General features: G+C 66.7%; 21 protein-coding genes and 1 riboswitch. Of the genes, 13 read left to right on the top strand and 8 right to left on the bottom strand.

What is annotated here, in order from left to right; genetic code table 11:
- The first annotated feature begins 108 nt into the window (after positions 1 to 108).
- Positions 109 to 846, top strand: coding sequence for a GAF and ANTAR domain-containing protein (locus M1D40_RS17355; RefSeq protein ID WP_341394400.1), 738 nt, complete (start codon positions 109 to 111; stop codon positions 844 to 846).
- A 45-nt stretch (positions 847 to 891) separates the two neighbouring features.
- On the opposite strand, the gene ald is transcribed toward M1D40_RS17355, so the two are convergent.
- Positions 892 to 2,010: an alanine dehydrogenase gene (ald, locus tag M1D40_RS17350; RefSeq protein WP_461169648.1), complete on the bottom strand. Its 1,119-nt coding sequence runs from the start codon at positions 2,008 to 2,010 to the stop codon at positions 892 to 894.
- A 90-nt stretch (positions 2,011 to 2,100) separates the two neighbouring features.
- Positions 2,101 to 2,586, bottom strand: a complete 486-nt coding sequence (locus tag M1D40_RS17345) for a helix-turn-helix domain-containing protein (RefSeq protein WP_461169647.1) — start codon at positions 2,584 to 2,586, stop codon at positions 2,101 to 2,103.
- 197 nt (positions 2,587 to 2,783) lie between these two features.
- Here M1D40_RS17345 and M1D40_RS17340 point away from each other — a divergent pair, with 197 nt between their 5' ends.
- Positions 2,784 to 3,860: an alpha/beta hydrolase gene (locus tag M1D40_RS17340; RefSeq protein WP_461171081.1), complete on the top strand. Its 1,077-nt coding sequence runs from the start codon at positions 2,784 to 2,786 to the stop codon at positions 3,858 to 3,860.
- Here M1D40_RS17340 and aceB read toward each other — a convergent pair.
- The 3 genes from aceB to M1D40_RS17325 form a co-directional block, all read right to left on the bottom strand.
- The gene (gene aceB / locus M1D40_RS17335) at positions 3,799 to 5,397 is read right to left on the bottom strand and encodes a malate synthase A (RefSeq protein WP_461169646.1); all 1,599 of its coding nucleotides are present in this window, start codon (positions 5,395 to 5,397) and stop codon (positions 3,799 to 3,801) included. The genes M1D40_RS17340 and aceB overlap by 62 nt on opposite strands.
- Before the next feature lie 118 nt (positions 5,398 to 5,515).
- Positions 5,516 to 6,076, bottom strand: coding sequence for a hypothetical protein (locus M1D40_RS17330; protein WP_461169645.1), 561 nt, complete (start codon positions 6,074 to 6,076; stop codon positions 5,516 to 5,518).
- Entirely contained in the window at positions 6,067 to 6,699 is a 633-nt protein-coding gene (locus M1D40_RS17325; RefSeq protein WP_461169644.1) for an RNA polymerase sigma factor, read from the bottom strand. Before M1D40_RS17325 ends, M1D40_RS17330 begins: the two co-directional genes overlap by 10 nt.
- Positions 6,700 to 6,907: 208 nt before the next feature.
- On the opposite strand from M1D40_RS17325, the gene M1D40_RS17320 reads away from it, so the two are divergent.
- The 5 genes from M1D40_RS17320 to M1D40_RS17300 all read left to right on the top strand — a co-directional run bounded on the left by M1D40_RS17320 (position 6,908) and on the right by M1D40_RS17300 (position 9,341).
- The gene (locus M1D40_RS17320; protein ID WP_461169643.1) at positions 6,908 to 7,468 is read left to right on the top strand and encodes an Asp23/Gls24 family envelope stress response protein; all 561 of its coding nucleotides are present in this window, start codon (positions 6,908 to 6,910) and stop codon (positions 7,466 to 7,468) included.
- Positions 7,469 to 7,543: 75 nt separating this feature from the next.
- The gene (locus tag M1D40_RS17315; protein WP_461169642.1) at positions 7,544 to 7,723 is read left to right on the top strand and encodes a hypothetical protein; all 180 of its coding nucleotides are present in this window, start codon (positions 7,544 to 7,546) and stop codon (positions 7,721 to 7,723) included.
- Positions 7,720 to 8,139 (top strand): Asp23/Gls24 family envelope stress response protein, encoded by a 420-nt coding sequence (locus M1D40_RS17310; protein ID WP_461169641.1) that lies wholly within the window; start codon positions 7,720 to 7,722, stop codon positions 8,137 to 8,139. Before M1D40_RS17315 ends, M1D40_RS17310 begins: the two co-directional genes overlap by 4 nt.
- Positions 8,140 to 8,153: 14 nt before the next feature.
- Positions 8,154 to 8,702, top strand: a complete 549-nt coding sequence (locus M1D40_RS17305; protein WP_461169640.1) for a DUF6286 domain-containing protein — start codon at positions 8,154 to 8,156, stop codon at positions 8,700 to 8,702.
- A 39-nt stretch (positions 8,703 to 8,741) separates the two neighbouring features.
- Entirely contained in the window at positions 8,742 to 9,341 is a 600-nt protein-coding gene (locus M1D40_RS17300; protein ID WP_341394390.1) for an Asp23/Gls24 family envelope stress response protein, read from the top strand.
- Positions 9,342 to 9,619: 278 nt separating this feature from the next.
- Here the strand turns inward: M1D40_RS17300 and cycA are convergent, their stop codons facing one another.
- Positions 9,620 to 11,137, bottom strand: a complete 1,518-nt coding sequence (gene cycA, locus M1D40_RS17295) for a D-serine/D-alanine/glycine transporter (protein ID WP_461169639.1) — start codon at positions 11,135 to 11,137, stop codon at positions 9,620 to 9,622.
- A 323-nt stretch (positions 11,138 to 11,460) separates the two neighbouring features.
- A riboswitch (glycine riboswitch) is annotated at positions 11,461 to 11,634 on the top strand.
- A 150-nt stretch (positions 11,635 to 11,784) separates the two neighbouring features.
- Here cycA and gcvP point away from each other — a divergent pair.
- The 6 genes from gcvP to M1D40_RS17265 all read left to right on the top strand — a co-directional run bounded on the left by gcvP (position 11,785) and on the right by M1D40_RS17265 (position 19,596).
- A complete protein-coding gene (gene gcvP, locus M1D40_RS17290; protein ID WP_461169638.1) occupies positions 11,785 to 14,685 on the top strand; it encodes an aminomethyl-transferring glycine dehydrogenase in 2,901 nt (966 codons plus the stop codon).
- 19 nt (positions 14,686 to 14,704) lie between these two features.
- The gene (gene gcvT, locus M1D40_RS17285) at positions 14,705 to 15,838 is read left to right on the top strand and encodes a glycine cleavage system aminomethyltransferase GcvT (RefSeq protein WP_461169637.1); all 1,134 of its coding nucleotides are present in this window, start codon (positions 14,705 to 14,707) and stop codon (positions 15,836 to 15,838) included.
- A gap of 103 nt (positions 15,839 to 15,941) precedes the next feature.
- The gene (gene gcvH, locus M1D40_RS17280) at positions 15,942 to 16,319 is read left to right on the top strand and encodes a glycine cleavage system protein GcvH (RefSeq protein ID WP_341394386.1); all 378 of its coding nucleotides are present in this window, start codon (positions 15,942 to 15,944) and stop codon (positions 16,317 to 16,319) included.
- Positions 16,316 to 17,617: a serine hydroxymethyltransferase gene (gene glyA / locus M1D40_RS17275; RefSeq protein ID WP_341394385.1), complete on the top strand. Its 1,302-nt coding sequence runs from the start codon at positions 16,316 to 16,318 to the stop codon at positions 17,615 to 17,617. Before gcvH ends, glyA begins: the two co-directional genes overlap by 4 nt.
- A gap of 9 nt (positions 17,618 to 17,626) precedes the next feature.
- Complete coding sequence (locus M1D40_RS17270) at positions 17,627 to 19,042, top strand: L-serine ammonia-lyase (protein ID WP_461169636.1); 1,416 nt, start codon at positions 17,627 to 17,629, stop codon at positions 19,040 to 19,042.
- Positions 19,043 to 19,173: 131 nt separating this feature from the next.
- Positions 19,174 to 19,596, top strand: coding sequence for a ChaB family protein (locus M1D40_RS17265; protein ID WP_461169635.1), 423 nt, complete (start codon positions 19,174 to 19,176; stop codon positions 19,594 to 19,596).
- Positions 19,597 to 19,694: 98 nt separating this feature from the next.
- Here the strand turns inward: M1D40_RS17265 and M1D40_RS17260 are convergent, their stop codons facing one another.
- Positions 19,695 to 20,585, bottom strand: a complete 891-nt coding sequence (locus M1D40_RS17260) for a carbohydrate ABC transporter permease (RefSeq protein ID WP_461169634.1) — start codon at positions 20,583 to 20,585, stop codon at positions 19,695 to 19,697.
- A gap of 2 nt (positions 20,586 to 20,587) precedes the next feature.
- Positions 20,588 to 21,463, bottom strand: coding sequence for a carbohydrate ABC transporter permease (locus M1D40_RS17255; RefSeq protein ID WP_445818907.1), 876 nt, complete (start codon positions 21,461 to 21,463; stop codon positions 20,588 to 20,590).
- Positions 21,464 to 21,527: the final 64 nt, after the last annotated feature.

The following is a 21,527-nucleotide window of genomic DNA, read 5'->3' as shown; positions in this document are numbered from 1 at the left end:
GCGTCTTGACCGTGAGGTTCTTATCGTAATATCGAACGTCGGTCCGAACAATTCCGGACCGGGCCGGGCCGGCGGCGTTGAATGACCGGAATCAAAGGCAGGAACAGCGTGGAAGACCAGAAGACAGATTCCGTTTCGTGGACACAGCTGCAGGACCTCCTGGTGCACCATGAGGATGTGCAGGACTTCCTGCAGGCCCTCGCCGTGCTGACCGCATCCTCCCTCTCCTCGCGGGGGACCACCTACTGCGGCATCACCCTGCAGCGCTCGCGCGACCACCGGTTTACAGTGGCCAGCAGCGACAGTGAAGCACTGCAGATGGATGAAATCCAGTACGCCTTCGGCGACGGGCCATGCCTGCACGCAATCCGGATTGAGGACGAGGTCCATGTTGCCAACGCCGCCGCCGACGCGCGCTGGCCGGAGTACATGGAGCACATCCGGGACCGCGGTATCCGCTCCATGTACTCGGTTCCGCTTCGACTGGGCGGACAGGCCAAGGCCGCCATGAATTTTTATGCCAAGGATTCGGACGTCTTCGACGAGGAGTTCCGCCGGGTGGCCCGCACCTACGCCGCTGAAGCCTCCCACGCCCTGCTGCTCGCAGTTCGCGTGTCGCAGCACGCCGCAACGGTTGAGGACCTCCAGGCAGTGCTCGCGTCCCGGACCGACATTGACCTCGCGGTCGGAATCATCATGGGCCAGAACCGGTGCACCCAGCAGGAGGCCTTCGAGACCCTGCGCCGGGCCTCCAACGGGCGCAACATTAAGGTCCGGGACCTGGCCGGGGAGATTGTCGGACGCCTGAACGGAGAGCCCGGCACCACCCACTTCACCGCCGGTTGACGGGCGCTGCCGCCGGTTGCCGCCGGTTGAGGGGCGCTGCCGCCCCTAAGCCGGCACCAGCTGCGTCCAGTCCTCCACCAGCTCCAGCCCGTGCGCCTGCGACACGGAGGCGTGGGCAACTTTGCCGCCGGCAATGTTCAGGCCGCGGGCCAGCGCACCCGACGAGGTAAAGGCGCCCCGCACTCCGCGGTCAGCCAGGGCGACGGCGTACGGGAGGGTCACGTTTGTCAGGGCATAGGTGGAGGTGTTCGGAACCGCGCCGGGCATGTTGGCCACGCAGTAGAACAGGGAGCCGTGAACCCGGTAGGTAGGGTCCTGATGCGTGGTGGGCCGGGTGTCCTCGAAGCACCCGCCCTGGTCCACGGCGATGTCCACCAGGACGCTGCCGGGCTTCATCCGGGACACCATGTCGTTGCTGACCAGCTTGGGTGCGCGGGCGCCGGGGATGAGGACCGAGCCGATCACCAGATCGGCGTCGAGCAGGGCCCGTTCAATTTCGAAGGCATTCGAGGCCACGGTGCGGATCCGGCCGGCATACTGCGCGTCAAGCTGGCGCAGCCGGTCAATGTTGATGTCCAGGACCGCGACGTCGGCATGGGAGCCGACTGCGCCCGCCACGGCGTTGGTGCCGGCGACCCCGGCGCCGAGCACCACCACCTTTGCCGGCCGGACACCGGGAACGCCGCCCAGGAGCAGCCCGGGGCCGCCGGCCGGGGAGGTCAGGCACTGCGCGCCCACTTGCACCGACAGCCTGCCGGCGACCTCCGACATGGGTGCCAGCAGCGGCAGCAGGCGCCCTTCCTGCACGGTTTCATAGGCGATGGCCGTCATGCCCGAGTCCATCAGCGCACGGGTCAGCTCCGGTGCGGCAGCGAGGTGCAGGTACGTGAAAAGCACCAGGTCGGGCCGGAAGTACCGGTATTCGGCAGGAATCGGTTCCTTCACCTTCAGGACGAGCGAGGCCTCATTCCAGACGTCGTCGGCGGAATCGAGGATGCGGGCACCGGCAGCTGCGTACTCGGCGTCGCTGATGCCGGACCCGGAACCGGCCCCTGACTCAATGAGCACCGTATGCCCGCGCGTCTTGAACTCGTGGACGCCGGAAGCCGTGATGGCAACGCGAAACTCGTTGTTCTTGATTTCCTTGGGGATACCGATGATCACAGCTGGCTCCAAAACAATCTCAGGTACGGCGGGATCTCCGCCGGGTTCCCACCAGCATAGGGGAGTGGCGCGGGTCACTGCTCCCGGCGGTCAACCCTGCTGCCCCCGGGCGGACTTGGCCTGCTGCTCTTCGAGCCACGCCTCGACGTCGGACAGGCGGATGCGGCGGTGGGTACCGCGGTATTCGACGGGGATGATGCCGGCGTCGGTCAGGTTGCGCAGGTAGGTGTGCGAGATTCCGGCCGCAGCTGCAGCCTGCGACGTCGTCAGCAGCGGCACGTTTGAGCCGTTGCGGGCCGTTGGTTCCCGCGTTCCTGCTCCCGCGGGAGCAACGTCGGCGGCCGGGGCTTCGGCCGGCACGGCAGCGGCCGGGGATCCGGCGCCGGAGCTCACGGAGACGGACTCGCCGCGACCCAGCCGGGCCAGCACATCAAGCACGGCATCCCGCGCGGCGGACGGCAGGCGCAACGCCGTTCCGTCGACGAAAACGGTGACATCCCCGGCGGAGAGAGCGCGGGCCAGGGCCCGCACTTCCTGGACCGGAAGAGCGGGCGTGTGGTGAGGGCTCGGAGTCATGCTGCCATCTTGCCAAACATCCGCCGATCCGGGTGCATGCGGCGGCAGCGCTGCGTCCCGTGCCTGCTGCGTTGACCGGGCAGCGGCCGCACGGAAGCATGGAGGGTAACTGCCCGGCCTTCCGTCCGCAGGCAGACGAAGGGAACCCAGTGCCAGACGCAGAACAGGCCGCCGGCAGCGGGCCTGCCGGATGGCGCATGGATATCCTCGGGCCCGGATACGAGCAGCTGACCCTCGGTCTCCCCGGCGGTGCTCCGGCCACGCTGGTCCGCTACACCCCTCCCGGGGGAACGGGATCGGCGGCAGCGGACGTGCTGTACGTGCACGGATGGTCCGACTACTTTTTTCAACGCGAGCTGGCGGAATACTGGGCGGAAGCCGGTGCCCGTTTTTATGCCCTGGACCTGCACAATTACGGCCGCAGCCTGCGGCCGGGACAGACACCGGGGTACGTGAGCGACCTTGGGGAATACGACGACGACATTGCCGCCGCGCTCGCCGCAATGGGACACCCGGACCCGGCGGCGGCAGCACCCGGGCCTCCCGGGGATCAGGCGGCGGCGGCCGGGCGCAGCCTGATCCTCATGGGCCACTCGACGGGTGGGCTGACCCTGAGCCTGTGGGCGGCCCGTCATCCGTCTGCCGCCTCGGCGCTGGTGCTCAACAGCCCCTGGCTCGAATTCCAGGCTACCGAGCTGGGCCGCCGGGTCATCGCGCCGCTGATCGGACTGGAGGCGCAGCGCCGGCCGCTGGCCCCGCTTCCCCCGGTGGATGTGGGTAACTATTCCCGGGCCGTTTTCTCGGCCTTCGGCGGTGAATGGACCTACAACCTCCAGTGGCGCCCGCTCCGGGGCTTCCCGGTGACTGCGGCCTTCCTGAACGCGGTTTTCCGCGCCCAGGACATCGTATCGAACGGGCTTCAGTTGGAAATTCCCGTGCTGGTGCTGCTCTCGGACAAGAGCTATCTGCAGCCGCGCTGGTCAGCGGAGGCGGGAAAAGCCGACGTCGCCCTGGACGTGAACGTGGTGGCCCGCCGGGCGCTGTCGCTGGGCAGCACCGTGACCGTGGCCCGAATCACCGATGCCCTGCACGACGTCTTCCTGTCCGGGCCATCCGTCCGCAGCAGGGCCTATGACGCGGTCGCCCGGTGGAGCGGGGGCTATCTGCCCGCTGTTTCGCCCCGGCTGCCGGGCCGGGGCGTAACAGCGGCCCTCAGTCGATCAGGTCGTACGCCGGAAGCGTCAGGAAATCGACGTACTCCTCCGAGAGGCTGATGTCGGCGATCAGCCGGCTGGCCGGAGCGTAGTAGCGGGCGAACATATCTTCGGGGACCTCGCCCCGCAGCCGCTCGGTTTCTTCGGCAAGGATCCGCTCCACCAGTTCCTTTGTCACCGTTGTGCCGGTGTCCTCCAGGACAACGGCATTGCGCACCTGCTGCCACACCTGGGAGCGCGAGATCTCAGCGGTGGCGGCGTCCTCCATCAGGTTGTGGATGGCCACCGCGCCGTTGCCGGAGAGCCACACCGCGGTGTAGGCCACTGCCACGTAGAGGTTGGACCGCAGCCCGGCCTCGGTGACGGACCCGCCGGCCGTGCTGACGTCCAGAAGATCCCGGGCCGTCACCGAGACGTCGTCGCGCTGCCGGTCCACCTGGTTGGGTTTGTCCCCCAGGATGGAATCGAAAACCCCGCGGCAGGTGTCCACCATGTCCGGGTGGGCCACCCAGGAGCCGTCAAAGCCGTCCCTGGCTTCACGGGTCTTGTCTGCGGTCACCTTCTCGAACGCTTTGGCGGTGGTCTCGGGTTCCCTGCGGTTGGGAATGAAGGCAGCCATCCCGCCCATGGCGAAGGCCCCGCGCCGGTGGCAGGTCTTCACCAGCAGCTCGGTGTAGGCGCGCATGAAAGGTGCTGTCATGGCGACATCGGCGCGGTCGGGGAGCAGGAAATCCTTGCCGGCGTCGCGGAACACCTTGATCATGCTGAACAGGTAGTCCCAGCGGCCGGCGTTCAGGCCCGAAGCGTGGTCGCGCAGCTCGTAGAGGATTTCATCCATTTCAAAGGCGGCTGGAATGGTCTCGATCAGCACGGTGGCGCGGATACTGCCCGGCGGCACGCCCAGGTAGTCCTCCGCGAAGGTAAATACGTCGTTCCAGAGGCGGGCCTCCAGATGGCTCTCCATCTTGGGCAGGTAGTAGTACGGCCCCTGGCCGTTGTTGAGCAGCTGCTTCGCGTTCGCGAAGAAATGGAGCCCAAAGTCCACCAATGCGCCCACGGCCGGTTCGCCGTCGATCATCACATGCTTCTCCGGGAGGTGCCAGCCGCGGGGGCGGACCACCATTACGGCCAGCGGGACGTCCTCGCGAAGCGAATACTGCTTACCCTCGCCGCTGGTGAAGGACAGGTTTCCGCGCGAGGCTCGGTACAAATTGACCTGCGCGTCCACAACATTGTGCCAGTTGGGAGTATGGGCGTCCTCAAGGTCGGCCAGCCATACCTTCGCGCCGGAGTTCAGCGCATTGATGGCCATCTTGGCCGGTGACGCGGGGCCCGTCATCTCAACTCTGCGGTCCGTCAGGGCGGCCGGGGCCTGCGCCACGGTCCAGTCGCCCGCGCGGACGCCGGCGGTTTCAGGCAGGAAATCCAGGCTCTCTCCTGCCGCGATACGGCTGCGGCGTTCGACGCGGGCCCCCAGCAGCTCGCCTCGGGTTGCCTTAAAGCGCCGGTGCAGCTCCTCAATGAACGCCAACGCCTCGGGTGTCAGGATCTCTTCGGCCCCCTCCGCCGGGGACATGTCGCTTACTTCTACGGCCATCGTGCATCTCCCTGGATCAAACTGAACTGAGGGTACCGGCCGGCACCGAGTGGAAGGCAGTTTACACCGGCGCCGAGCGGCCGGGCGGCCGGGCTCCGGAACAGGAGCCTTTCGCTGCTCAGTCGTCGTACAGATCCTCCACCGTCAGGTGGACTGTGTGCGGAAGGACCCCCACGGAAACAGCTACTGCGGCGCGGATTCTTCGGCGCAGGAAGTCCATGGCGCGGCAGATGTCCACGCCGGGCGCCACGGCGGTCCGTAAGTGGATTCGCAGTCCGGAGCCGGTACCGGGGACCAGGTCCACCCGGCAGCGGCGGGCGCGGACACCGCCCACGGTGCCGGCGGCCTCACGGACGACGGCGGCGAGGTCGTATTCGCTGATTTCCACGGTTCCGTCCGGAGTTCCCGTCAGCGGAAGCCGCGCTCCGTGCCGAACCTGGGCGCCGGCCTCGGCCAGGACAGCTTGTTTGATGCCGCGGGGCGGACGGAACGCCGGGTGTCTCAGGTCCTGTTCCCGCAGTTTCACGGTGGCGGCGTGCAGCGTCTGCAGCCGGCTCCGGGCCCGGCGGCAGTCCGGACAGGCCAGGGTATGCGAATCCGGCGGGCGGCCCGCGTCCTGCCAAATCCGGGCGAGGCTGCGTCCGCAGGCCGGAGGGGGAAGCTGGTTCTCTAGTGCCATTGGATCATTGCCTCGGCCAGTTTCTCCCGGGCGCGTGCCAGCTGCCCGCGCACGGAAACGGGGCTGATCCCCAGTGCGGAACCGATTTCGGCATAACTCTGATCGTGGAGTTCGCGCAGCAGCCAGCACGCACGCTGGCCCGGCGGCAGCTCCGCCAGCGCGCGGGTGAGGCATTCGAACTCCGCCGCGATCTCCGCGGTGCGGTGCGGGTCTGCGGACTGCACCGCAAGCGCCGGCCACAGTCCGGCCGGATCCATGCTGGCTTCCGGGTGGGCCGAACGGCGGCGGAGGACATCAAGGCAGCGGTTGGTCGCAGTCCGGTAGACCCAGCCGCCAAAAGCTCCGGACCGGTCCAGGCCGGGGAGAGCGCGCCAACCGGCGGTCAAGGTGTCCTGAACTACGTCCTCGGCTTCGCCCCGGTCATTGAGCATTCGGTAAGCCAGCCGGAAAAGCCGCCCCTGGTACCGCTCCACCAGATGCTCGAAAGCGGTCAGGTCACCGTCCTGGGCCCGTGCCACGATGGTGGCCTCGTCCAGGGTCCCCGGAGGGAGGTCCGGCCCGGGCCATGCCGGGCTGGACTGCGGAAAGACGCCGGGCTCTTCCGGCGATTCGGCCGTGGCCATGGCGCCCCTGTCCGGTCCGGCGGGCGCCGGCCCGTCTCCAATATCGCAGACGCCCCGGCCCTGCGGAACAGTCCGGGGCCACGCGCAGCCGGAGAGCGGCAACTTTGCCGTTCGGCGTGACGATTGCCCGCGGAGAGCGTCATTAACGGCGTATCCGAACCTTCATGCCGCCCCTCCGGGGGCCGGTTCCGAGCAGGAGATGAGTGACATGGCAGATGCCCAGAAACCGTCCGGACCATCCGCCGGTTCGGTGTCGAAGCCGCAGCCCAGCCCGCCCGGCGGAAACACCGGGAGCGTGGCGGCCAGCCCCGTGATCGGCTCCAGCGGCACGGAACCGGTAAGGAAGTCGGGCCCGCTGCATACTCCGCACGGTGACACCACCATCGAGGAAACCGTGGTGCAGAAGCTGGCGGGAATGGCCACGCGGGAGGTGCCGGGGGTCTATGCGATGGGCAACGCGGCGCGCCGGGCCTTCAACTCGATGACCGAGCGCATCCCCGGCTCCCAAACCAACGCCAGCAACGGTGTCAGCGTGGAAAAGGGGGAACGGCAGGCAGCGGTTGATGTGAGCATCGTGGTCGAGTACGGCTATTCGATCGTCGAGGTCAGCCAGAGCATCCGCCGCAACGTCATCCGCTCGGTGGAGAACGCCACCGGGTTGGAAGTGCTGGAGGTGAACGTCAACGTCACCGACGTGCACCTGCCCGACGACGACGCCGGCGACGAGGACGATTCGGCTCCGAAGCAGCCGTCGGGCCGGCTGGAATAAGGCCGTTGGAAGAGCAAAAGAATACTGCCTTACCGCAGCGGATCGCGCGGCGGCAATCTACTGAAGGAGGACCTCATGTCCGCAACAAAATGGTGCTTGGCGGTTGGCCTGGTCCTGGGGATCGTGCTGGCATTCGGCGGTTGGTATGCCTTCCTGCTGACTGTGCTGTTCGGTTTGATCGGGCTGCTGGTGGGATTGGCTGCCGACGGCAAACTTGACCTTCAATCCATGTTCGGCCGAGCGTCGAGCAGATGAGTGCACCCGGAATCGAAGGTGCCCGGCCGCCGGCGCCCAGACAGCCCCGCCGGGAAGTGGGGGACCGGGGCACCACCGTGCTGTCCCGGAAGGTCCTTGAGAAGATCGCCGGCCAGGTCGCGAAGGATGAGACCCGCGCCGGCGGCAGCACCGGAGGGTTCCTGGGCATCGGTGCGCAGGCGGACCTCTCTGCGCGTCCGCAGGCCGACGTCGAGCTGGCCGGTAATGTCGCATCGCTGAAGGTTGAGGTGGGCCTTCCCTATCCGGCACCGCTCCGCCAGCTCGCTGACCAGCTGCGGGACCGGATGTCGGGCCGGATTACGGAGTTGACCGGGGTGGAGGTGCGCCAGGTGGATGTCACCGTTTCCTGGCTGCGGCCCGAGGAGCCGGCAGACGGCCGCCGGAGGCTGAAGTGAACGGGGGGCCGCCCGTGGCCCTGCGTCCGCGGCCGAGCCGCGCCGTGCCGGCCATCATCTGCGGGCTTGTCCTGCTGGCTGCGGGAGTGCTGCTGGTCTGGGCGGCAGTTGCCCGGCTGACCCAGGGCCGGTGGCCCGCTTTCTTCACCGCTGTCTCCGATTGGCTGGCGGAGCTGAGCTGGAACAGTACGGAAAGCTGGATAGCTGGCAGCGTCCTTGTGGTCCTCGGGCTGGTTCTGCTGCTGGCCGCGCTCATCCCCGGACAGTTCCATTCACTGCCCCTGCGGCTGGAGCCCACCCGGGAGGTCACGGGGGAAAGCCGGGCCGTGATGTCCCGCCGGGCCGTCGCCCGTCTGGCCGCAGCCACCTGCGAACACATCGACGGTGTGTCATCGGCGTCGGCGACGGCGTCGGACCGGGAGGTCAGGGTAACCGTCAACACCGCACTGCGGGATACTGCGGATCTGCAGCACTGGGTCACGGACGGCGTGCGGTCCCGGCTCCAGGCCTCGGGGCTGGACCCGGTTCCGGCCATCTCCGTGTCCATCCGGTCCAGCAGTTAAAAGCTGTTCGGGCGAACATTCAGAGCGAAAGGGATCATCATGCGCCAGCACCCCGGCACCGCCAACCGCGTTTGGCTGACCGTCCTCGGCCTGCTCTGCCTGGCAGCGGGCATCTGGGCCCTGCTGCTGGCCACCGGCACGGCGGGCCCGGCAGCGGATCCGGTCCTGAGCGGACCGCCCGAAGCTGTCACCGGCCCGGACTACGCTCCGGTCATCGCGCTGACGGCCGGACTGCTGCTGGGCCTGCTTGGCCTTTGGTGGATACTGGCGCAGATTCCGCGCAGGCTTGCCGCCGGACCGTTTCGGCTGCAGGAGGACGCCGCCCGCGGCATCACGGTCTGCGACCCCTCGGTCCTGGCGGCCGCGGTGCAGCATGACACCGAGCAGATCCCGGGAGTGGTGGGATCCACGGTGCTGCTGCGCGGAGACGCCGAGGAACCCGATCTGACGCTGAAGGTGACGGTCAACGCCCGCGCCGATATCAGGACGGTGCTGGACCGGATCCAGGGGACGGTGGTGCCCAACCTCGCCGCGGCCCTCGAGACTCCGCTCCACAGCCTGGGAATCCAAGTTGAGGCGAGTGACAAGCCGGCCTTGTCCGGCAGCACTGTCAGCAGCACCGGAACCGTAGTCTATTAGGGACATGCCACGTGTTGTCCCGGATCCCGGCGGCGCCGGTGCTCCGTGCCGGCAACGGGCCAGGCCTGGACCACTCTGGCCACGCTGCGGGGCCCCTCGCACCGTGGCATGCATGCGCAGGGGCCGGGCGTGCTCGGCATCGGGTGCGAACCTGCCTTCACCATTGGCCAGCGCCCGCTGCTGATCAAGGCCGGATCATTTCCCGCGGCGCAGACCGCATCGTGCAGGAATCCGGCCGCCGCTACCTCGCCTTTACCTGTGGCTGAAGCGCGTCGCTGTCAGCGAACCAGCTCGGCCCGTTCCGCCGCGACCATGGCCTTGTGCTCGGCCACCCGCGCCTGGTGCAGCGGAGTCCGGCGCAGGAAGGCGTAGACCGCGCCCAGCAGGACAAACCAGATCGGGGTGACGAGCAGTGCCTGCAGGGTGTCCGCCTGTGTGGTGAGCGCCCAGATGATGAAGGCGAAGAAGGCAAGCACCACGTAGACCATCACCACGCCGCCGGGCATTTTGAACGTCGACTTTTCGTGGAGGTGCGGCCGCCGGCGGCGGTACACCAGGTAGCTCACCAGAATGATGGTCCACACGAACATGAAGCACAGTGCCGAGATGGTGCTGACCAGGGTGAAGGCTGCGCTGACGGACTCGCCCGCGTACAGCAGCACTACTCCGGCAAGCAGGAAGGTGCAGGAGAAGAAGAGGGCGTTCTGCGGCACCTTGCGGCGGGAGAGGCGGCCAAACGCCTTGGGGGCATCGCCGTCGTGCGCCAAGCCGAAAACCATGCGTGAAGTGGAATATATCCCCGAGTTCGCTGAAGAGGCGGCGGAAGTCAGGACCACGAAGTTCACGACGGCGGCTGCCGCGCCCAGCCCGGCGAGGGCGAACATGCCCACGAAGGGGCTTTCGTCAGCGCTGAATTCATCCCAGGGAACCACCGAAATCAACACCGCCAGGGCGCCGACGTAGAAGAGCATGATGCGCAGCGGAATGGAGTTGATGGCCCGCGGCAGGTTCTTTTCGGGGTCCTTGGTTTCGGCGGCTGCCGTGCCCACCAGTTCAATGCCCACAAAGGCGAACACCGCGATCTGGAATCCGGCCACGAAGCCCATCGGCCCGGTCGGGAAGAGCCCGCCGTGCGCCCAGAGGTTGTCAAAGCCGGCTACGTCGTTGTCTCCGGACTCGAAGCGGGTAAAGATCATCACCAGACCCACCACAATGAGGGTGACAATGGCCAGGATCTTGATCAGGGCGAACCAGAACTCTGCCTCGCCGAACGCCTTCACGCTGGGCAGGTTCAGGGCCAGCAGCACCAGGATGCAGGCCAGCGCAGGAATCCACAGCGGAGCATCGGCCCACCAGAACGTGACGTAGTGGGAGATGGCCACCACATCAGCTATTCCCGTCACCACCCAGCAGAACCAATAGGTCCACCCGGTGAAGAATCCCGCCCACGGCCCCAGCAGGTCCGCGGAGAAGTCGCTGAAGGACTTGTACTTCAGGTTGGACAGCAGCAGTTCGCCCATCGCGCGCATCACGAAGAAGAGCATGAAACCGATGATCATGTAGACGAAGATCACGGACGGGCCCGCCACTGAAATGGTTTTTCCGGACCCCATGAACAGACCGGTGCCGATCGCCCCGCCGATCGCCAGGAGTTGGATGTGGCGGTTGGAAAGGGACCGGGAGAGCTCAGGCTCGGAAGAACTTTGGGTTCCGGACGCCGGAGGTCCTCCGGGGGAGGTGCCGGTGGACGGCAGGGAGGATTGCGCGGGTGTTGGGCTGGACAAACGGTCGGGCATTGGGCTCTTTCTCAGTAGGCACCAGCCGGCGCACGTGACGCCCCGCGCAGACGGAACGGGCATCTCTGATAGAGCTCACCTGTGAAGTTGGCGCCACCGCCGACAATCAAGTTTGGAAGCCGGGCGCGGACGATGTCAATTTGGCGTCAGGATCTCTCCGGCGCGGGGGTCTGCGCCGGCTTCCGAGGGGAAGCAGCACTCCGGCCGGAAGGGCAGGGATGAAGAAGACTGTCAAAGAAGCAGCGGAGGCCGTCACTCTCTTGATGGGACACCTGCCGCAGGGTAGGGTCACTGGTGGAAATACACAAGTGAATATGCCTTTATCAGCCGTGGCGGGAGAGTCCCGCGAACTGCAGCCGCCGAACGCGGCTGCATCTGCAGCAACAAGTGCACCTGCAACGAACAACTGCAGCTGCAACAGCAAAACTGCACCGCCGGGCGCCGTAGGAGCAAACCCTCCCCGGGAATCTCTCAGGCCCCTGTACCGCCACAGCGAGGCAACTCTGGAAAGCAGTTGGCGTGCCCCGGCACGCCGCTCACCGACGGTGCAAGCGGGGCCATCCCCGCGGAATCTCTCAGGTCCAATACAGAGCGGGGAGGACGCAACATTCGTTGGCGTACCCCGTCTGACTTTCCTGGAGCCCCTCATGACTGCTGATCTGTCCACCGCTGAAACCGCCAACACCGCTGAGATCGGTGCTGCCCCGGCCGCCGCGGCGTTTGTTGACCGCCACATCGGAGCCCGTGCCGGTGCCGCCGCCGCGATGCTCAAAGCAGTGGGGTATGACTCCCTGGACGCTCTCGCGGACATGGCCGTGCCCGCTGCCATTCGGCAGGCGAGCCCCCTGGTTCTGGACCCGGCCCGCTCCGAAGAAGAAACCCTCGCTCAGCTGCGTTCCATTGCCGGCAGGAACAAGACCGCTGTGCAGATGATCGGCCAGGGCTACTACGGAACCCACACCCCGCCGGTGATCCTGCGCAATGTCGTGGAGGACCCCGCCTGGTACACCGCCTACACCCCGTACCAGCCGGAAATTTCCCAGGGCCGCCTCGAAGCACTGCTGAACTTCCAGACCATGGTCCAGGACCTCACCGCGCTGCCCATTGCCAACGCCTCCCTGCTGGATGAAGCCACGGCCGTTGCTGAAGCGGTGCTGCTCATGCGCCGGTCCAACAAGTCCAAAGCAAACGGCGCGATCGTTCTGGACTCCGAGACGCTTCCGCAGACCATCGCCGTCGTCAAGGGCCGGGCCAAGGCCCTGGGCTTCGACGTGATCGTGGCGGACCTGGCCGACGGCCTGCCCGACGGCGAAATCACCGGCCTCGTGCTGCAGCAGCCGGGTGTTTCCGGTGTCGTGCGCAACCAGGCTGCGTTGATCCGCGAAGCAAAGGACCGCGGAGCCCTCGTTACCGTCGCGGCTGACCTGCTGGCCCTGACCTTGATCACGCCTCCGGGCGAGCAGGGAGCTGACATCGCCGTCGGCTCCGTGCAGCGCTTCGGTGTTCCGTTGTTCTTCGGCGGCCCGCACGCCGCCTACATGGCTGTCCGCAAGGGACTGGAACGCTCGCTGCCCGGCCGCCTTGTGGGCGTCTCCAAGGATTCCGCCGGTACTCCCGCGTACCGTCTGGCGCTGCAGACGCGCGAGCAGCACATCCGCCGCGAAAAGGCGACGTCCAACATCTGCACCGCGCAGGCACTGCTCGCCATTGTCGCCTCGATGTACGCGGTGTACCACGGGCCGCAGGGCCTGACCGCGATTGCCCGCCGCGCCCACGACTCCGCACGGTCCCTGGCCGCCGCGCTCACGGGTGCCGGGATTGAACTGCTGCACGAGTCCTTCTTCGATACGATTACGGCCCGCGTCCCGGGCAAGGCCGCCGACGTCGTGGCAGCCGCCGATGCACGCGGCATCAACCTGCGGCACATCGATGCCGACACGGTGGGCATCTCCTGCGACGAAACCACCACCCCTGCCGTGCTGGCCGACGTTGCGGCTGCCTTCGGTGTTCCTGCCGGCGCCGTGGCTTCCGCGGCGGGTCCCGCCGAAGGTTTCGAGCTGGACGCCGAGGTGCTGCGCACCTCCGAATTCATGACCCACCCGGTGTTCTCCTCCTACCGCTCGGAGACGCAGATGCTGCGCTACCTCCGCCGCCTCTCGGACCGCGACCTGGCCCTGGACCGCACCATGATTCCGCTGGGCTCGTGCACCATGAAGCTCAATGCCACCGCCGAAATGCAGGCCATGACCTGGCCCGAGTTCGCCTCCATCCATCCCTTTGCCCCTGATTCCCAGACCGAGGGCTGGCGGGAACTGATTGGCGACCTGGAAGCCAAACTGGCAACCATCACCGGTTATGACAAGGTATCCATCCAGCCCAACGCCGGCTCCCAGGGCGAACTGGCCGGCCTGCTCGCGATCCGCGGCTACCACCACTCCCGCGGCGACGAACAGCGCACCGTCTGCCTGATTCCGGCCTCGGCGCACGGCACCAACGCCGCCTCCGCCGTCCTGGCCGGGATGAAGGTGGTGGTGGTCGCCACCGCCGACGACGGCGCCATCGATCACGCGGACCTGCGCGCCAAGATCGATGCGCACCGTGAAAACCTCGCCGCCATCATGATCACCTACCCCTCCACCCACGGGGTGTTCGACGACGACGTGCGCGACGTCTGCGACGCCGTCCACGAAGCCGGGGGCCAGGTCTACATTGACGGCGCCAACCTCAATGCGCTCGTCGGGCTGGCCCAGCCCGGTGATTTCGGCGGCGACGTCTCGCACCTGAACCTGCACAAGACCTTCTGCATTCCGCACGGCGGCGGCGGCCCCGGCGTCGGCCCGGTGGCAGTGAAATCCCACCTGACACCGTTCCTGCCCGGCGACGCCGCCACCTGGACCGAAGGGGAGGACATCCCGGTGTCCGCTTCACGCTTCGGCTCGGCCGGTGTGCTGCCGATCTCCTGGGCCTACGTGAACCTCATGGGCGGCGAAGGCCTGACCGAAGCCACCAAGAGCGCCCTGCTCTCCGCCAACTACGTGGCCGCCCGGCTCAACGACTACTTCCCGGTGCTGTACACGGGCAAGGGCGGGCTCGTGGCACACGAGTGCATCCTGGATCTGCGCGAGCTGACGGCACGGACCGGCGTCAGCGCCGAAGATGTGGCCAAGCGCCTTGTGGATTACCGGTTCCACGCCCCCACCCTGTCCTTCCCGGTGGCCGGAACCCTGATGGTCGAGCCCACCGAGTCCGAGGACCTGGGCGAAATAGACCGCTTCATTGACGCCATGATCTCCATCCGCGCCGAAATCGACCAGGTGGCGGCGGGCGACTTCTCCCTTGAGGACAGCCCGCTGCGCAACGCACCGCACACCGCCGTCGTTGTTGCCGGCAACGAGTGGGACCGCGCCTACCCGCGCGAACAGGCGGCCTTCCCGATGAGGAGCCAGCGGATGGACAAGTACTTCCCGCCGGTGGGCCGGATCGACGGCGCTGCCGGCGACCGGAACCTCATTTGCTCCTGCCCGCCCCTCGAAGACTTCGAAAACTAGAGCGCAAGGAACCGCGACCATGACTGAGAAATTCACCGCGCTCTATGAAGAGCACAAACGCCTCGGCGCCTCCTTCACCGATTTCGGCGGCTGGCAGATGCCGCTGAAATACAGCTCCGAACTGGCCGAGCACCGCGCCGTCCGCAGCGCCGCCGGGCTTTTCGATCTCTCCCACATGGGAGAAGTGGAGGTCACCGGCCCCGACGCCGGTGCCTTCCTCGACTACGCCCTGGTCGGCAAGCTCTCGGCAGTCAAGGTGGGCCGGGCCAAGTACTCGCTGATCACCAACGCCGACGGCGGGATCATCGACGACCTGATCAGCTACCGCCTCGCCGACGATTCCTTCCTGGTGGTGCCCAACGCCGGCAACGCGCCGGTGGTGGCCGCCGAGCTGACCGCCCGCGCGTCGGGCTTTAACGTCCGGGTACACGATGCCTCAGCCGACACATCGCTGGTGGCGGTGCAGGGCCCGAACGCCGAGGCCATCGTCCTTTCCCTGGTTTCGAACGGACAGGCGGAGAAGGTGACCGGCATGAAGTACTACGCGGCGGACACCGTGGACCTCGTTGTGGCGGAAGAGGCGGGGGAGCGCACGCTCAACCTGCTGCTCGCGCGCACCGGCTACACGGGCGAGGACGGGTTCGAGATTTACGTTCCGAACGACGACGCCGCCGCCCTCTGGGGCGCGCTGCTCACCGCCGGTGCGGACTCGGGCCTGATTCCCGCCGGCCTGGCCTGCCGGGATTCGCTTCGGCTGGAAGCGGGAATGCCGCTGTACGGCAATGAGCTCTCCCTTGAGCTGGATCCCTACGCTGCCGGTCTCGGCCCCGTCGTCGCGCTGTCCAAGGAGGGCGACTTTGTGGGCCGCGCCGCCCTGGAAGCCAAGAAGCAGCAGGCTCCGGCCCGCCGTCTGGTCGGCCTCAAGGGGTCCGGCCGCCGCGCCGGCCGCTCGCACTACCCGGTGCTGAAGGACGGTGCAGTGGTCGGTGAGGTCACCTCCGGTGCCCCGAGCCCCACTCTCGGCTACCCGATTGCCCTCGCCTATGTTGACGCCGCCTTTGCCGAGCCGGGCACTGCGGTAGAGGTGGACCTCCGCGGCAAGCCCGAACCCTTCGAGGTCGTGGCCCTGCCGTTCTACAAGCGCGGAAAATAGCTATAAGCCGGGCCTCACTCGGCGAAATGCCGCTCCTCCGCCGCCCAGACCTAGACTTTGAACTAAACCCGAAGCATGCAGCAGATCTAGAAAGGCACATCCCATGAGCAAAGTGAACGCAGGACTCCGCTATTCAGCCGAACACGAGTGGGTGGACGGCTCCACCCCCATGAAGGTTGGCATCTCCGCCGTTGCCGCCGACGCCCTGGGCGATGTGGTGTACGTGGACCTGCCCGAGGTTGGCACCGTGATCACTGCCGGTGAAACCTGCGGCGAAGTCGAGTCCACCAAGTCAGTCTCGGACCTGTACGCTCCGGTCTCCGGCGAGATTGTCGAAATCAACCAGGAAGCCATCGAGAACCCGGCTCTGCTGAACGAGGACCCGTACGGCGCCGGCTGGCTCTTTACCGTCAACACCACCTCCGAGGGCGCCCTGCTCAGCGCCGAGGAGTACGCGGAGAAGAACGGCGGCGAGCTGTGACCGATTACCTGAACTCGCACCTCGCCCAGATTGACCCGGAGGTGGCGGAGCAGATCGACAACGAGCGCCGCCGCCAGCAGTCCGGCCTGGAAATGATCGCTTCCGAAAACCACACGTCGGTGGCCGTCATGGAATCCCAGGGTTCGGTGCTGACCAACAAGTACGCCGAGGGTTACCCGGGCCGGCGCTACTACGGCGGCTGCGAATACGTGGACGTCATTGAGCAGCTCGCCATTGACCGGGCCAAGGACCTTTTCGGTGCAAACTTCGCCAACGTGCAGCCGCACTCCGGCGCGCAGGCCAACGCCTCGGTCATGCATGCCCTGATCCGTCCGGGCGACACCATCCTGGGCCTGTCCCTGGCGCACGGCGGGCACCTCACCCACGGCATGAAGATCAACTTCTCCGGCCGGCTCTACAACGTGGTCCCGTACAACGTTGCCGAAGACACCCAGCGGATCGACATGGCCGAGGTGGAGCGCCTGGCCCGGGAGCACCAGCCCAAGCTGATCGTGGCCGGCTGGTCCGCTTATGCCCGGCAGCTGGACTTCGCCGAATTCCGCCGCATCGCCGACTCGGTGGGCGCCTACCTGATGGTGGACATGGCGCACTTCGCCGGCCTCGTGGCCGCCGGACTGCATCCCAGCCCGGTTCCGCACGCCCACGTGGTCACCTCCACCACGCACAAGACCCTGGCGGGTCCCCGCGGCGGCATCATCCTCTCCAACGACGCGGACATCGCCAAGAAGATCAACTCGGCTGTCTTCCCCGGACAGCAGGGCGGCCCGCTGGAGCACGTCATTGCCGGCAAGGCGACAGCCTTCAAGATCGCAGCAACGCCCGAGTTCAAGGAGCGCCAGGAGCGCACCCTGGCCGGCGCGCGGATCCTCGCCGAGCGCCTGCTCGCCGACGACGTCGCCGCCAAGGGTATTTCCGTGATCTCCGGCGGTACCGACGTGCACCTGGTGCTGGTGGACCTGCGCAACGCCGCCCTTAACGGGCAGGAAGGCGAGGACCGGCTCGCGCAGATCGACATCACCGTGAACCGCAACGCCGTCCCGTTTGATCCCCGCCCGCCGATGGTGACCTCCGGCCTGCGGATCGGCACCCCCGCGCTGGCAACGCGCGGGTTCGGTGAGGACGCGTTCCGCGAGGTGGCGGACATCATTGCGCTGGCGCTCATTGCCGGTGAAGACGATGACCTCTCACCGCTGAAGGACCGCGTTTCCGCGCTGGCCTCTGCACATCCGCTCTACACCGAGGTTGCCGACCTGGCCTCCTCACCGGCGCACGTTTAAGGAATCCCAGTGGCTGTCGGCGTTTTTGACCTGTTCTCCGTAGGTATCGGCCCATCGAGCTCACACACCGTGGGCCCGATGCGTGCCGCCGCCGTTTTTGCGGGGGAGCTGGTCGACGCCGGCATCCTGTCCGCCGTGGCCGGCCTCCGCGTGGACCTGTACGGTTCGCTTGCGGCGACCGGCCGCGGCCACGGCACCATGACTGCGGTCCTGCTGGGGCTGGAAGGCTTTGCCCCGGAGAAAATCCTCCCCGGGGAGGTCGAGGAACGCCTCGCCGCCATCGAAGCCACCCGGAAACTGCAGCTGTGCTCCCAGGTTCCCGGGGCTGATTCCTGCATCCTGGAATACGGCGAAGCGGACATCGTCCTGCACCCGCTCACCGTGCTTCCGCGGCACACCAACGGCATGAAGTTCGCCGCCTCCGGCGCCGACGGCGCCGTGCTGCACGAGGCCACGTTCTTCTCCGTCGGCGGCGGCTTCATTGTGCGTGAGGGGGCGGAGGACGCCGCCCGGCAGGAACTGGAATCCACCAAGGCGGCTCTGCCGTTCCCGTTCCGCACCGCCGTCGGGCTCCTGGAGCACTGCACAAACAACGGGCTGAACATTTCCGGCGTGATGCTCGCCAATGAGAAGGTCTCTCGGACCGAGGCGGACATCCGCGCGGGCCTGCTGCACATCCGCGACGTCATGGAGGACTGCAAGAACTCCGCCATCCGCCGCACCGGTCTGCTCCCGGGCGGGCTGAAGGTCCGCCGCCGGGCACCTGCCTGGCACACCCGGCTGCGTGCCGAGGATCCGAACCGGGACCCGAAGTTCTGGCAGGAATGGGTGAACCTGGTGGCGCTGGCCGTCAACGAGGAAAACGCCTCCGGCGGGCGGGTGGTCACCGCACCCACCAACGGCGCGGCCGGCATCATTCCCGCCGTCATGTTCTACGTCACGCACTACGGCCCCGGAATGGACACCGCCACGCAGGAGGAGCGCGACGACGCCGTTGTGCGTTTCCTGCTGACCGCAGGCGCGGTGGGGGTCCTGTACAAGGAACAGGCCTCCATTTCCGGCGCCGAAGTGGGCTGCCAGGGCGAGGTGGGGTCGGCGTCGTCCATGGCTGCTGCGGGCCTGGCGGAAATCCTGGGCGGCACACCCGAACAGGTGGAAAACGCCGCCGAAATCGCCATGGAACACAATTTGGGCCTCACCTGCGACCCCATCGGCGGGCTGGTTCAGGTGCCCTGCATCGAACGCAACGCCATTGGCGCCGCAAAGGCCGTGAACGCCGCCAAAATGGCATTGTGGGGCGACGGCGACCACCGGGTTTCGCTGGACGAGGTCATTGTGACCATGCGCGAAACCGGCCGCGACATGAGCTCCAAGTACAAGGAAACCGCGCTCGGCGGCCTCGCCGTGAACGTGGTGGAGTGCTGATCCCCGGCGCTGCGGCGGGTTGAGCCGGTACCGTTCCTTTGATAGACAGTAAGTGCCCTTACTAACCGCCCCTGCTGTTTCCCGCTTCCGAGGCCCGTGAGCCCGGAAGCAACTTCCGGAAAGGACGCGTCATGCCCAAGACCGGCAAGAATGATTCCGCCAAGAAGAGTGAACTGCCCTCAACCCTGCAGCGCTCCGACAAGAAGGCTCAGGATACCTTCGCGAAGACCTACGATTCCGCGGTTGAGGAGTACGGCGAGGGGGAGCGTGCGGCCCGGACGGCCTACGCCTCCCTGAAGCACACACATGAAAAGGTGGGCGACCACTGGGAGCCCAAGGAAGAATCCGGCCCCTCGGACGCCAAGGCGGCGGGCAGCCGGAATTCTTCCCGGAAGACGGCCGGCGGGGTGGATGCCAACGCGTCCAAGAAACACCTGTACGAGGTGGCCGCCAAGCTGGACATTTCCGGGCGCTCCAACATGACCAAAGACGAACTCGTGGAGGCAATCCAAAAGGCCAACACGAAGGAAACCCGCAAGGCTCGCGAAAACTAAGCGGCCTGCGGCTCCCGTTTTCGGCCGTACTTCACGCCCCTCCATGCCCCACGGCGTCCTTCTTATTTCACTGCGTCCTCTGATTTCACTGCGTCCTCTTACTTCACGGCGCCCATCGACAGGCCGCGGACCAGCTGCTTCTGGGCCACCCATCCGGCCAGCACCACCGGCAGCGAAGCGAGGACCGAAGCCGCCGACAGCTGGGCCAGGTAGAGGCCCTCACTGGTCATCTGCGACACCAGGAAAACCGGCACCGTTGCGGACCTGGCGGCCGTGAGGTTCAGGGCGAAGAAGAATTCGTTCCAGGCGAAGATGACGCAGATCAGGGCGGTGGCCGCGAGACCAGGGGCCACCATGGGCATCAGGACCCGCCAGAGGGTTTTCAGCAGTCCGGCGCCGTCCATCTGTGCCGCCTCCAGCACCTCGCCGGGCACCTCCTGGAAGAAGGAGCGCATCATCCAGACGGCAATGGGCAGGTTCATTGATGTGTAGAGGACCACCAGGGTCCAGATGTTGTCCAGGACCTTCAGCTGGCCCGCAATGACGTAGATCGGCATGATGACGGCGACTACGGGGAGCATGCGGGTGGAAATGAAGAAGAACAGCACATCCTGGGTCTTTTTGACCGGCCGGATACTGAGGGCATACGAGGCCGGAACCGCCATGATCACCACCAGGATCGTGGAAACACCCGTGGCGATCATCGAGTTCACGAAGTAGGTCCCGGCGCCGGCGTCGAGCACGGCCCGGTACTGGTCCAGGGTGGGGGCAAAAAAGAACGTCGGCGGGTTGGAGGCTGCCGCGGACTCCTGCTTGAACGAGGTGAGCACCATCCACAGGACCGGGGAGAAAAATCCGATGGCGATGATCCAGGTCAGCGCGGTCAGCAGCGAGCCGCCTGTCCGGGACCGTCCGCGGCGTTCCGGTACCGGCGGCCGGTCTGCCGGCGGGGTGCTTCCGGTGGAAGCCGAATCTGTCTGCGTGGCCACGGCTAGTCCTTTACGTCGAAGCTGCGGAAAATCAGGCGGAGGGCGAAGGTGGCCACAATGATCGTGGCAATGACCACCACGACGCCCATGGCGGCGGCCTGCCCGATATCGAAGCCCAGGAAGGCCCGCTGGTAGATGTAGAACGGCAGGTTGGCGCTGGCAGTGCCGGGCCCGCCCGCTGTCATGAGATAGATCTGGTCGAAGGTGTTCACCACGTAGATGGCACCGAGCAGGATGCCCAGTTCAATGTAGCGGCGCAGCTGCGGAAGGGTGACGGAGATGAACGTGCGCCACCAGCCTGCTCCGTCCACCTGTGCTGCTTCCAGCACATCCTTGGGCTGGGCCTGCAGGCCCGCCAGGACCAGCAGCATCATGAACGGCGTCCACTGCCACACCAGGGACATCAGGATCGAGGCGATCGGGTGGGTTGAGGTCCAGTCCACGGGTGAAATTCCCACCAGGCCGATCAGCCAGTTCAGCAGGCCGTAGCTGGGGTTGAGGATGGAGACGGACCAGAGCAGGGAACCGGCCACCGGCATGATCAGGAACGGTGTGATCAGGAGGGTCCGCACCACGCCGCGGCCGGCGAAGGACCGGTCCAGCAGCAGGGCAAAGATGATTCCGAGGAGCATCGCGAAAAAGACGCAGCCCAGCGTGAAGATCACGCTGTTCAGCGCGGCCTGGCGGAAGGTGGAGTCCGCGAAGATCTCCACGTAGTTGCCAAGGCCCACAAACCGGTCGCCTTCCGGATTGAGCAGGTTCCAGTTCTGCAGGGAATACCAAATGGTGAACAGGAACGGCACCTGCGTCACAATCAGCGTGAAAACCAGGGCGGGCAGCAGCGGTCCCCGCCGCCGCCAGCCCTCGGCGCGGGACATGCCCCGGGACTGCCGCTGCTCCGCGTCGCGGCGGACCTTCTGGTGGTGTTTGTCTACCAGGCTG

This window comes from Arthrobacter sp. Z1-15 (assembly GCF_054792395.1).
This window is presented reverse-complemented; position numbering and strand designations above follow the sequence as displayed.